We start from the raw sequence: 12,149 nt of genomic DNA, 5'->3' as shown, positions 1-12,149 counted from the left end.
CGAAAATGATTGATATTGTTGACGAAACACCGGCTCATATAGGTGCGCGTGAGGCTCTTCTCGACCTGAGTTTCGGCCCTGATCGGTTTTTAAAGACTTCGGAACGCCTGCGTGAAGGCCGGCTTCCGGCGTTTGCCTACTCGGCTCTTGATGAGGATGGAACCCTCGTCGGCACCGTGCGTCTATGGCATGTGGTGGACGCAAATGGCCGCCCCGCACTGCTGCTGGGTCCGTTGGCTGTCGATGCCACTTGCCGGGCTGGCGGCGTTGGCGGCCGTCTGATGCGTCACGCGCTGAACCAGGCTGCCTTGGCCGGGCATGGCAGCGTTTTGCTGGTCGGCGACTTCGCCTACTATCAGCGCTTTGGTTTCCTGCAGGGTTGCCTCGATGGCATCACTTTGCCGGGGCCGGTTGAGCAGGCACGGTTTCTGGCGGTCGAATTCCGTTCCGGCGCTGTAAGCGAGCTGCAGGGCTGTCTGCAGGCAGCTGGTGCGATGGACTTCGTTGCTGCCCAGCCGTTTGAAATCGGCGTGCAGCTGAAACACGCAGCTTGACGGACTGGGACCGGTCGGGAAGGAGCGCCCGGTCGGTCTTGTTCCTTGTCTGCGAACGTCTTTGCCTGTCGGGCGCGTGCCGTCGATCCAGGAGGAGAAGGTGATGGGAAATGCGACTTAAAGTACGCCTCCGTTTTCAGGGATAAAGGCGAACAACGTCCAGGGTTTCCTGCCTTCCTTTGACGCTACGCGGGCCCAAGTCTTCTCGTCGGACTGCTGGCGGCAGGCTGTCTGCAATCTGCCGGGACACCAGCACGCAGACCTCAGCATCCTCATCGACATCCTTTCCAAGGCTCTCCAATCGGGAAGCTGCATTTACTGTATCGCCAATGACCGTGTAATTGACCCGGCCTGGGGCGCCGATATCACCGACAATCAACGGCCCCTTATGAACCCCGATGCGGATCCGTACCGGTTCCAACCCGGCCTGTCGCCGCACCAAATTGTCCTGTTTCAGTGCTCTTGCGATGTCGAGGGCGGCGAGCGCTGCGGGCACGGCCGGGTCTTCCAGGCTTTTCGGAGCCCCCCAGAAGGCCATGACACTGTCGCCGATGTATTTGTCGATCGTACCCGCGTGCTGGTCGATGACCTGACCAATCAGCGTCAAATGGTGGTTGATGAAGCTTGCGGTTTCCTCTGGGCTCATTCCCTCGGAGACCTGGGTGAACCCGGCAATGTCGGTGAAGAGAACGGAGAGTGTCCTGCCTTCCGGCGGCGCCTCGTGCACGCCCTCGCTCACAAGCTTGGTTACAAGCGAGCGTGGCATGTAACGCAGGAATGCGTTCAGGCCGGACACCATCGAGTTGAATCCGGTTGCCAGGTCATTCAGCTCCCGCACAGGATTGCCCGGCAGGGTCGGTACCCGGTCGAGGTCGAGTGTTGCCACTGCGCGTGCACTGGCCGCCGCCCGGCGAATTGGCGTGGCAATGAAGTGAGCGAGAAGGCCGGCGCCGACCAGTGCCAATCCAAGCAAGGCGAGGCCTATGAGCATGGCCTGATGGAGTTGTTCGAATGGCTGTTGCAGGACAGAGGAGGGGAAGTGGACTCCCAACTTCACGGTTTCGTTGCCGAATGTTCGCTGTGTATCGACCAGCACCATGAAGCGTGTTTCACCATCTCGGGTCGTGCCGATCTTAGCGCTCATGTCCGACGGCAGAAGTCCATCCGATTCAAATGTTTCGTGCTTGTTCAAATCGGCGAGAAAGTTATCGGGGGAGTGCTCAAGTGCCAGTAGCGGCTCGTGATGAGAGAGTTTCTTGCGCGCGTCTTCAAGCTGCGGATGAGCCAGGATCCGATCGTTCCCAAGCATCAGAAAGACCTTGAGCGCGCCATGGCTGAGTGTTCGGGTGATTTGTGACAAGTCGGCCAGGGAAACGCCCACCAGAACCAGACCCTTGTAGGTGCCGTTGTCGAGAATGGGGACGGCGAAGGAGGCGTAGCTGTATTGCCGTGCAGCAATGTATTCGACCTCTGACCAGCGGCCGAGAGGCGAGGCGCGTATGTCCTGTTCAAGTTTCTGCAGATCGGGCGACCGGTCCATGTGAGCCCGTTTGGGCACTAGAACGTCGTCAGGTCCAGTCCGGTCCACTTGTAACGTCTGCCCATCCGGTTTGATCACCAGAATGAGTTGCGCTTCCGGCGTTCCAGCCAGGGTGCCATAGAGAAAACTGGTCAGCTCCTCCTCCCGATCCAGCAGGATGGAGCCGTCGATCAGTGCGCGGGAGGCAAATCGCGCCTGTTCCTCGATGCCGTCCAGTCGTTCATTGAATTCCGCCTCCAGTGCTTTTGTACTCACAACCACAAGATTGGCTCCGAGGCTCCGTAGGATCTTTTCGGAGGTCAGAGCCTGAACAGCCAGCACCAGAGAGGCGGTGAGGAGTACGAAAGTGCCGATGAGAGTGGTCAGCGTCGGGGTAAGGCGGAGCTTGCTGCGTGAGATCACGGTATGCGGTCGCTTTCGCTTGAACGGAATCAGGTCTCAAGGGTGGACCGGGGGCCTGAGCCAGACAATAAAAAAGGAGCCCCCGTAGGTCGGGAGCTCCTGTCGTTCAGCCTCTCTGAGGCTGCTCCTAGGTAGCAGACGCGTTCTTGTCGAACTTGTCGCCGTAGTCGACTGCAATCTCATAGTCGGGATCTTCCAGAACGGAGACCTCAACCAGGTTGCCGGCCTTGTCCAGAAGCTTCTGACAATCTGGCGACAGATGGCGCAGGTGGATCTTCTTGCCGGCGGCGAGGTACTTCGAGGCAATCGCGTCGATGGCCTCCAGACCGGAGTGATCGACCACCCGGCTGTCGATGAAGTCGATCACGACGTCTTCCGGGTCGTTCTCGATGTCGAACAGATCGGCGAAACCGGTCGTCGAGCCGAAGAACAACGGACCCGACAGACGGTAGACCTTCCAGCCTTCCTTGGAGGTGCCTATCCGCGCTCTAATGCGGGAGGCTGCGTTCCAGGCATAGGTGAGGGCGGAAATGATCACACCGACGACAACAGCCACGGCAAGGTCTGAATAAACCGTCACGCAGGTTACGATCACAATCACCAGGGCATCCGTCAGCGGGATCTTGTGCATGATCTTCAAGCTTGCCCAGGCGAAGGTGCCGATCACGACCATGAACATCACACCGACAAGCGCTGCAACCGGGATCTGTTCGATCAGGCCAGAGGCGAAGAGGATGAAGGACAGCAGGAAGAGTGCGGCAACGATGCCGGAAATTCGGGTGCGTGCCCCTGACTTCACGTTGATCATCGACTGACCGATCATCGCACAGCCGCCCATGCCGCCGAAAAAGCCGGTGACCAGATTGGCAAGACCTTGAGCCGCGCATTCCCGTGATGCCCCCCCCTTGGTGTTTGTCATGTCGGCAACCAGATTGAGCGTCAGCAGGCTTTCGATCAGACCAATTGCGGAAAGAATGATCGCATAGGGCAGGATGATTTCGAAGGTTGCCCAGTTGAGCGGAACCATCGGAATGTGGAACTCCGGCAAGCCCCCGGCGATAGAGGCCAGATCGCCAACCGAGCGGGTGTCGATGCCCAGGCCCAGAACCAATGCGGAGCAGGCGAGAATGCCGGCCAGCGGTGCCGGGAAGGCGGAAGTAACCTTCGGTAGCAACCAGACAATCGCCATGGTCAGGCCGACAAGGCCGAGCATGACGGCAAGATCCATACCGGCAAGCCACGAGCCGTCAGGCATCTTGAATTGGCTCATCTGGGCCAGGAAGATGACGATGGCCAGGCCGTTGACGAAGCCGAGCATCACCGGATGCGGCACCATGCGGATGAATTTGCCCCAGCGCAGAATGCCGACGACTATCTGGATGATGCCCATCAGCACGACAGTGGCGAAGAGATACTCCACCCCATGTTGGGCAACGAGCGAAACCATCACCACGGCAAGGGCCCCGGTGGCGCCAGAGATCATGCCGGGACGACCACCGAGACAGGCAGTGATGAGGCCCACGAAAAAGGCGGCATACAGGCCGACCAGCGGATTGACCCCGGCCACGAAGGCGAAGGCCACGGCTTCCGGCACGAGGGCCAGCGCTACGGTCAGACCGGCGAGAACTTCGGTCTTGATACGCAACGGGGTCAGTTTAACGGATACGGGCGCAAGCGCCTCGGCACGTCCGGACAAGGAAGTCTCCAATGTGTCTGGCGTCTAGATGACTGACGAGTGTTGTCGGGTCTGCCGCAGTGCCGGGCAATAAGGAGGAGACGGCAGGGCGAACCTTCGGTGTAACTGCGCTCGTTCTAGCCGCATTTTCGCGTTGCGGCAACCAGCTGCAGGCGGGCTCCGGCACATCCAGCCTGACGTCGTCCCCGTTCCGTCTTCACGGCAAAAAAGCCTCCGGGTGGGGAGCCGGAGGCTTTTTGTCGGGGGGGCGGGGAGTGGTTCGGGCCAGGGAGCCCGAACGCAGCTCAGTAGCAAACGCGCTTGTAGGCGACGACTTCATAATGGCCCCGGTACGGGTTCCAGCGCTGTACCGGTTCATTGTGGCAGCGGCGACGTGGCTCAACATACACCGGACGCGGGTTGGCATGGGACGGGCGGGCCGTGGAGGCAACGATGGCGCCAGTCGCCAGGCCAATGATGGCCCCGGCAGCGAAGATCCCGGCGTTGCGGCCATTCTTTGCACTGGCTGAGCTGGTTGAAACGGCCATGGCGGAGGTGGCGATAATGGCGGCGGTCAGGGTGGATGCTGCGATCTTTTTGAACATGCTCTCGTCCTCATCTGGATAGGGTGTATCTCGGTAATGTCTGTTTTTTGGGTCCTGTCGGGTCTCTGTGGCCCGTCGATGAAACAACCCTAAGCGACGTTATTAGTATTGGATGTGACCCGCATCACGGCTTGGTGGTTTGGCATCAAAGGTCAGTTTGGCTGCCGTGTGTCTCAGACATTGGCTTGGAAATGGGACAGGCGCTGTCGAGCTACGCGCCTTCGGTTGAGCTGGCTAAGCAACTGCAGCAATTGAAAAAACAGTAATCAACCACAGCTTCCGTAGCTGTATATGATTTAAGACTCGAAGCTTCTGCTGTTTGGTCAAGTTAATTTTTTGTTAAGCTCTTGTGACAGCGCCGATAACCTGTGCTTCAATGAAAAAGCCAAATAAAAACAGGGGGCATATTATGAGTATCAAGTTCGTCGTTGGCTATGACGGCAGCAGCGCTTCGGAGGCGGCAATCGCTTTTGCGATAAAGCAGGCAAAGCTGTGTGATGCCAGCCTTGTCGTTGCACATGTGCTGGAGTGGTCGCCTTATTCTTTCCTGACCAAACAAGAGGTGGAAGAGCGTCATCGTCGCCGCAAGGAGGAGTTGAGCCGCGCTGAAGAAAGCGTGATGAAGCCATTGATTGCCAAGTACCAGAAAGATTTCGACCAGATCGAAGGCGTCATTCGTTACGGCAATATTGTAGAAGTGCTGATGAGCATCACCAAGGATGTCGGCGCCTCGCAGATCTTTGTCGCACGGACAGGCAAGAGCAGCTTTACCGACCGGGTTTTCGGGTCTGTGGCCGGTTCGCTTGCGGCCCATGCTGATGTGCCGGTAACAATCATTCCATAATATGTTCTGGGGGTACCATGTCCTTTTCAAGATATTCGGCCGCCTTGGGCGCGCTCCTTGTGTTTTTCACGCTACATCTGCCCGGCTCGGCAGCGGCGCAGTCCGTTGATGAGCAAGTGAACGCGGCTTTTGCCGCCTCGACGGGCTGGTTTGTCAGTCTCATTTTCTCGCCATTCCCCGGAACCAGCTTTCCTTGGATCGTGGCCTGGCTCGTAGTCGCGGCGACAATTTTCACAGTCTACTTCGGTGTCATTCAATTTCGCGGATTTGGTCATGCCATCTCCCTGGTGAAGGGCGACTATTCCGACCCGAATGATGCCGGCGAAGTCAGTCACTTCCAGGCGCTGGCCACCGCGCTCTCTGGCACGGTGGGCCTCGGCAACATCGCCGGCGTCGCGGTCGCCATCGGTATTGGCGGACCGGGAGCTACATTCTGGATGATCCTTGCGGGCCTGATGGGTATGGCCTCCAAGTTCACCGAATGTACGCTCGGTGTGAAATACCGCAATGAATATGCCGATGGCACCGTCTCCGGTGGACCGATGTATTACATCACCAAGGGGTTTGCCCAACGTGGTGCTCCCGGCGGCAAGGTCCTGGCCATCCTCTTTGCCATTTTCTGTATTCTGGGGGCCCTTGGCGGCGGCAACATGTTCCAGTCCAACCAGGCACATCAACAAATTGCCGGCATCGTCGGGGAATACCCGGGCTGGATTACTGGTCTGGTCTTTGCCTGCATCGTCTTTGCGGTGATCGTCGGGGGGCTTCAGTCGATTGCAAGGGTCACCGAGAAAGTCGTCCCCTTCATGGGTGTGTTGTATGTGGTAGCTGCACTGATCATCATTTTGATGAATGCCGACAAGATCGGCTGGGCCTTCGGTCAGATTTTCGAGGGTGCCTTCAGCGGTCTCGGCGTTGCAGGCGGACTTGTAGGGGCCTTGATACAGGGCTTCAAACGCGCCGCCTTCTCCAATGAAGCCGGCGTCGGCTCTGCCGCCATCGCGCACTCCGCCGTGCGGACCAAGGAGCCGGTCACGGAAGGCTTCGTGTCGCTGCTGGAGCCTTTTATTGACACCGTCGTGATCTGTACGATGACCGCTCTGGTGATCATCATCACCCAGCAGCTGACTGTAGACCCGACAACCGGCAATTACATTATCGAGAACGGGGCTATCGTCACGGTAACGGGGGCATCCGGCGTCGGGCTGACGTCTGCGGCCTTCGGCTCGGCGATTTCCTGGTTCCCCTACGTGCTGGCGATCGCGGTCATCCTGTTCGCCTTTTCCACCATGATCTCCTGGTCCTACTACGGCCTCAAGGCCTGGACCTTCCTGTTCGGGGAAGGCAAGACAAAGGAGCTGACGTTCAAGGTCATCTTCTGCATCTTTGTCGTGATTGGTGCTGCGGCCAATCTAGGACCGGTGATCGATTTCTCAGACGCCGCGATCTTTGCCATGGCTGTGGTCAACATCATCGGCCTTTACGTGCTGATGCCGATCGTTCGTGAGGAACTGACCAGCTACTTGACCCGCCTGCAATCTGGCGAAATCAAGAAATTCAAGTAAGCGCAAAGCTCAGGCTTCCAAAACGAAGGGTCCGGGGCCATTGCTCCGGGCCTTTTTGCTGAAAGGAAAGGTACCGACGGCGATGATTGCTCGGACAAGCAGCATCTGTAGCTCCTCCTCATTCCCCCTCTCGACGCCTCGCGGTATCCCGGCTAGAAGTCGGAAAACATCCTGCCCACTGCGCCGTTCGGCCATATTCGCCTGCTGGAGCCTTTCCTTGAAACCGACCAATCCCGTTTTCACCGGTCTGGAGACCACGATTTTCGAGACGATGTCCCGCCTGGCCATGGCGCATGACGCGGTGAACCTGGGACAGGGGTTTCCGGATGTGGATGGCCCTGAGGATATCCGTCAGGAAGCAGCGCGCGGCCTGATTGACGGCCCCAATCAATATCCGCCGATGCTCGGCGTTCCGGCGTTGCGTCAGGCTGTGGCCAAAGCCAACAAGCGCTTCTACGGGCTGGATGTCGATTGGCAGTCGCAGGTGATCATCACCTCCGGCGCGACAGAAGCTTTGGCAGATTGCATTTTTGCGCTGGTCGAGCCGGGCGACGAGGTCCTCCTGATCGAGCCGCTATATGATTGTTATCTGCCGATGGTACAGCGTGCCGGGGGCGTGCCCGTGCGCTTGCGTGTCACACCGCCGGAATGGGCGCTGGACCTGGATGCGCTGGCTGCGGCCTTCTCGCCGAAAACCAAGGCCGTTTTGCTGAACAATCCGATGAACCCGGCGGCCAAGGTCTTCACGGATGAAGAGCTGACCGAGCTGGCCCGCCTGTGTGTCCAGCATGATGTCTACGCCATTTGTGACGAAGTCTATGAGCATCTGGTGTTTGAAGGCGGCAAGCATCGTCCGTTGATGAGCTATCCGGGCATGGAAAACCGAACCCTGCGGATTGGGTCCGCAGGCAAGACATTCTCACTCACTGGCTGGAAGGTCGGCTACATCACCGGCGCGGCCAACCTGATCGAGCCGGTGGCCAAGGCGCACCAGTTCGTGACCTTTACCACACCACCGAACCTGCAGCGCGCAGTCGCCTTCGGGCTGGGCAAGGATGACAGCTATTACCACTGGCTGTCGGCTGACCTGCAGTCAAAGCGCGACCGAATGGCCAATGGCCTGAAGGATCTGGGCTTCAACGTGCTGCCCTGCGACGCCACCTATTTCCTCACAGTCGATATTTCCGGCATGGGATTGGGGGAAACAGACGTCGAGGTCTGCCAGCGTCTGGTGAAGGAAGCGGGCGTCGCGACTGTGCCCGTATCAGCATTTTATGGTGGCGATGCTCCGGTCGACTACATCCGCTTCTGCTTCTGCAAGCAGGATCATGTGCTGGAAGAGGCCATCGCGCGGCTTGCCGTTTGGTTGCGGCCACGCCAGGGAGCAGCAACAGGGGCTGGTGCCAGCTGATCCCGTGTGACGAGCTTGCACGCAGGCCTGCCTGGAAGCGCGCGTGGCAATCAGCCCTCCGGGACCGGCCAGCCAGCGTAAGCGTGCCAAAAAGCCTCAGGAAAAATCGCCTGCAGCCTTGCCTGCCTATACTTTTACCTCTCTAAATGGCGCCAAGTTGCCCGGGTGTATCCTGAGCGTATCCCGGGATGACCCGGCCATGTCGAAAACAAGGGACACCTCATGTCCAACCCCATCACGGTTGAAGTTTCACGCGGCGATCTTGTCGAAAGCCGCCATCACGGCTTTCTTTCGGTGGTGACATCTGCTGGCAAGGAAATCTGCGCCATCGGCGACACGACCACACGGGTCTTTCCGCGCTCAGCCATCAAGGTTTTGCAAGCGCTTCCGCTAGTGGAAAGCGGCGCGGCCGATGCGCTCGACTTCGATGATGCCGAACTGGCGCTGGCCTGTGCCTCGCACAACGGCGAGAACGTTCACGTCAAGACTGCCCGCATCATGCTGATGAAGGCTGGTCTGACCGAGGACGACCTTGAGTGCGGCACTCAGTGGCCGAGCCGCGTCGAAGACATTGCCGAGCTGGTGCGCGCCGACGAGACGCCGACCGGCCTGCACAACAATTGCTCCGGCAAGCATGCGGCTTTTCTCGGGCTGGCCAGAACCCTTGGTGTGCAGACCAAGGGCTATGTCGATGCCAGCCATCCGGTTCAGCAGGAAATCAAGACCGTCATCGAGGCTTTTACCTGTGAGGAAGTCACTCAGGATGTCTGCGGCATCGATGGCTGTTCCATCCCGACATATGCGGTTCCGCTGAAAGGCTGGGCACGGGCGTTCGCCGTCTTCGGTACAGGCGAAGGGCTGGACGAAGATCGTCTGGCGGCCTGTGACCGGCTGTTTGAAGCCTGCGTCAGCGAGCCTTTCATGGTGGCGGGATCTGACCGCTTTTGCACCGATGTCATGAGCGCTTTTGAGGGCCGGGTTTTCGTCAAGACTGGCGCCGAGGGCGTCTTCTGTGCTTCCATCCCAGAGTTGGAATTGGGTATTGCGCTGAAGGCCGAAGACGGCGCAACCCGCGCATCTGAAGCGATGATGGGCGCTGTGCTGGAAGTTTTGTTGCCGGATCGCAATGAAGCTCAGTTCGACGTGCTGCAGCGCTACACCAATCCGCCGATCAAGACCCGGCGCGATGTGGTGGCTGGCGAGATCCGCCCGACTGCAGAATTCGTTACCGCGCTGCACGAACAGCTGTCCTGATCCGAAGCCCGATACTGCATCCAGAGAGCCTGCCCATGCCGCAACATCCCGGTCTTTCCTGGCAATTCAGCCACGCCATTACCCGCACGCCTGCCGACAGCATTGCCCGCGGTTTGCGTGCAGTCGATACTGGCAATCCAGACCCTTACGAGTTCCGGGTACAACATGCGGTCTATGTTGGCGCGCTTGAAGCCGTCGGCATGACCGTCGATGTGTTGCCAGCGCTGGAAGACTTTCCTGATAGCTGTTTCGTTGAGGATCCGGCCTTCTGTCTGCCGGAAGGGGCAATCCTGTTGCGCCCCGGCCATGCCACCCGGATCGACGAACCGGCTCAGATCCGCTCCGCTCTTGCAGCGCGCTACGACACGGTTCTGGAAATTCCGGGCAAGGGTCATGTGGATGGTGGAGACGTCCTGACGCTCGACGACGAGATCCTCATCGGCCTGTCGGCCCGCACCGATAGGGAAGGGGCGGAAGCATTTGCTAAACTGCTGCGAGAGTGGGGCTACACCCCGCGTGTGGCCGAGACGCCGGAAGGTGTGTTGCATTTCAAGACGGCTTGCTCAACCCTTGGCGACGACGTCATTCTGGCAACCAAGCCGATGATTGACAGCGGGTTTTTCGGCAGCCGCGTGGTTGTGCCGGTGGCCGATGGTGAAGATTATTGCGCCAACGTGATCCGCGTGAATGATGTGGTTCTGGTGCCTGAAGACTATCCGCAGACCCTGGCGAATATCGAAGCTGCCGGGTTCAAGACACGCCTTATGCCGGTCAGCGAGCCGCGCAAGGTCGATGGCGGACTGTCCTGCCTGTCCCTGCGCTTCAATCTGGGCTGAGACGTGCCTTAGTCGCGAACGATGTTTCCGGCAATCAGCAAATGCTCCCAATCGTTGGACTGGCTCAGGTCTACCGTGACCTGGTCTGTCCAGCGGTACCCGGCGATTGCCAGATCCTTGGAGCCCTGAATGATGTTCCCCTGGATCGAGGCGCTGCCGGCGTCCTCGACCACGGTAACCGCGATCCCTGTGCGGCAATCCTTCAGGACATTCTGCGAAACTGCCACGTTGCGCAGGTAGGGCCCCCAACCCAGCAGCATGCCGTATTGCGGCGCGCCTTCGATCACATTCCCGGTAACCGTCGTGTCGGCTTCTACGGAGATGCCGATGCCGAAGCCCGCAACTTCAGCCGGATAAGGTCCGATGTCGCTCAGGTTGCGGATCAGGTTTCCCGACACCACGGCCATGCGACCGCCCTGCATGAAGTTGGCGACAGAAATGCCGGTGGTCGCGCCATCGACGATGTTGTTGGAAATCACCGCGCCTTCGAATTCGAACTCCGAGTAGATCGCAGCCTCACCTGAGCGCAGACAGGAATTGCCGATGATCTGCACATTGGAGCCGGAGTTGGAGCGAATGGCGGAAAAAGCGCAGTCGGCGATCCGGTTGCCCGAAATCACCACACCACCAGCGCGGAAAACGTTAATGCCATTGCCCCATTGGCCGGTACCGCCGTGGCGTGAGGCGATGCGCTCGATGCGGTTGCCGGAGACGATTGTTCCGTCTTCGCCGACGCTCCAGCGATGGATCCAGATGCCACCCGCAGCGCAGTCCTGCACGGTGTTGTCGGTCAGGCTTAGGCCTTTCGCTTCATTCGACCAGATGCCTGCCTCCGCGGCGCCGGAAATCTGACAGCCGCGAATTTCACCGGAACAGCGCGTGACGACGATGGCTGTCTTGGTCGAGCCGCTGATGATGCAATCTTCCAGCCGCAGATCGGTGACATTGACGAAATCCAGCAGGCCTTCCGTATGCTCTCCCAGACTCCGGTTCGCGCCGTCGAAGACAACACCGGACAGGCTGATGTGAGAGGTGTCCTGAGTGCTGGCCAGAAGTCCGCCCCCTCCCTGGTAGACCAGTCGGGTGCGACCGGGTACGCCGACGATCAGCGTGCCGGATGGAAAGCGGATGTTGGAGACCGGATAATTGCCGCCGGGCAGAAACAGGGCGCGGCCATTTTCGACGGCTGTGTTCAGGGCGTGCTGAAAGGCCGATGATTGATCCGCATGCTGGTCTGGCAGAAGCCCGAGATCCGGCGCATCAATGGAACCGCGCAGATCCGCCACCTGAATGGCAGCAGAGGCGGGGCCTGTGCCGGAAAGGAACGCCAGCGTCCCGGCTGTTCCGGCAAGAAACAGCCGACGGCTCAAATCGGGACGGGTAACGTCGTCAGAACGGCGGATTAGGTCGGTTTTCTGGCTCATGCCAGGATATCTGCAAGCCATGTGCCGTGGTTGGGCAGG

10 protein-coding genes are annotated in these 12,149 nt (G+C 59.2%); 6 read left to right on the top strand and 4 right to left on the bottom strand.

The window, feature by feature from the left end; translation table 11 throughout:
* The first annotated feature begins 5 nt into the window (after positions 1-5).
* Entirely contained in the window at positions 6-554 is a 549-nt protein-coding gene (locus J0X15_RS08635; protein ID WP_206939731.1) for a GNAT family N-acetyltransferase, read from the top strand.
* 136 nt (positions 555-690) lie between these two features.
* Here the strand turns inward: J0X15_RS08635 and J0X15_RS20355 are convergent, their stop codons facing one another.
* The 3 genes from J0X15_RS20355 to J0X15_RS08620 all read right to left on the bottom strand — a co-directional run bounded on the left by J0X15_RS20355 (position 691) and on the right by J0X15_RS08620 (position 4,776).
* Positions 691-2,496 (bottom strand): adenylate/guanylate cyclase domain-containing protein, encoded by a 1,806-nt coding sequence (locus tag J0X15_RS20355; protein WP_206939730.1) that lies wholly within the window; start codon positions 2,494-2,496, stop codon positions 691-693.
* A gap of 127 nt (positions 2,497-2,623) precedes the next feature.
* Entirely contained in the window at positions 2,624-4,192 is a 1,569-nt protein-coding gene (locus J0X15_RS08625) for a SulP family inorganic anion transporter (protein WP_206939729.1), read from the bottom strand.
* A 284-nt stretch (positions 4,193-4,476) separates the two neighbouring features.
* Positions 4,477-4,776 (bottom strand): tyrosyl-tRNA synthetase, encoded by a 300-nt coding sequence (locus J0X15_RS08620; RefSeq protein ID WP_206939728.1) that lies wholly within the window; start codon positions 4,774-4,776, stop codon positions 4,477-4,479.
* Between the two features lie 409 nt (positions 4,777-5,185).
* Here J0X15_RS08620 and J0X15_RS08615 point away from each other — a divergent pair, with 409 nt between their 5' ends.
* The 5 genes from J0X15_RS08615 (at position 5,186) to J0X15_RS08595 (ending at position 10,686) form a co-directional block, all read left to right on the top strand.
* A complete protein-coding gene (locus J0X15_RS08615; protein WP_206939727.1) occupies positions 5,186-5,620 on the top strand; it encodes a universal stress protein in 435 nt (144 codons plus the stop codon).
* 17 nt (positions 5,621-5,637) lie between these two features.
* On the top strand, positions 5,638-7,185 hold the full coding sequence (locus J0X15_RS08610; RefSeq protein WP_206939726.1) for an alanine/glycine:cation symporter family protein: 1,548 nt from the start codon (positions 5,638-5,640) through the stop codon (positions 7,183-7,185).
* 217 nt (positions 7,186-7,402) lie between these two features.
* Positions 7,403-8,596, top strand: a complete 1,194-nt coding sequence (locus J0X15_RS08605; protein WP_206939725.1) for an aminotransferase — start codon at positions 7,403-7,405, stop codon at positions 8,594-8,596.
* Between the two features lie 222 nt (positions 8,597-8,818).
* Positions 8,819-9,850: an asparaginase gene (locus J0X15_RS08600; protein WP_206939724.1), complete on the top strand. Its 1,032-nt coding sequence runs from the start codon at positions 8,819-8,821 to the stop codon at positions 9,848-9,850.
* 35 nt (positions 9,851-9,885) lie between these two features.
* Positions 9,886-10,686, top strand: a complete 801-nt coding sequence (locus J0X15_RS08595) for a dimethylarginine dimethylaminohydrolase family protein (RefSeq protein ID WP_206939722.1) — start codon at positions 9,886-9,888, stop codon at positions 10,684-10,686.
* An 8-nt stretch (positions 10,687-10,694) separates the two neighbouring features.
* Here the strand turns inward: J0X15_RS08595 and J0X15_RS08590 are convergent, their stop codons facing one another.
* Entirely contained in the window at positions 10,695-12,110 is a 1,416-nt protein-coding gene (locus J0X15_RS08590; protein WP_206939721.1) for a TIGR03808 family TAT-translocated repetitive protein, read from the bottom strand.
* Positions 12,111-12,149: the final 39 nt, after the last annotated feature.

The organism is Roseibium limicola (genome assembly GCF_017313085.1).
Taxonomy (GTDB): domain Bacteria; phylum Pseudomonadota; class Alphaproteobacteria; order Rhizobiales; family Stappiaceae; genus Roseibium; species Roseibium limicola.
This window is presented reverse-complemented; position numbering and strand designations above follow the sequence as displayed.

Excerpts from the sequence above, each read along its gene's own strand:
- J0X15_RS08635 (WP_206939731.1), top strand. The coding sequence starts at position 6 with ATGATTGATATTGTTGACGAAACACCGGCTCATATAGGTGCGCGTGAG.
- J0X15_RS08590 (WP_206939721.1), bottom strand. The coding sequence starts at position 12,110 with ATGAGCCAGAAAACCGACCTAATCCGCCGTTCTGACGACGTTACCCGT.
- J0X15_RS08600 (WP_206939724.1), top strand. The coding sequence starts at position 8,819 with ATGTCCAACCCCATCACGGTTGAAGTTTCACGCGGCGATCTTGTCGAA.
- J0X15_RS08610 (WP_206939726.1), top strand. The coding sequence starts at position 5,638 with ATGTCCTTTTCAAGATATTCGGCCGCCTTGGGCGCGCTCCTTGTGTTT.
- J0X15_RS08595 (WP_206939722.1), top strand. The coding sequence starts at position 9,886 with ATGCCGCAACATCCCGGTCTTTCCTGGCAATTCAGCCACGCCATTACC.
- J0X15_RS08620 (WP_206939728.1), bottom strand. The coding sequence starts at position 4,776 with ATGTTCAAAAAGATCGCAGCATCCACCCTGACCGCCGCCATTATCGCC.
- J0X15_RS08615 (WP_206939727.1), top strand. The coding sequence starts at position 5,186 with ATGAGTATCAAGTTCGTCGTTGGCTATGACGGCAGCAGCGCTTCGGAG.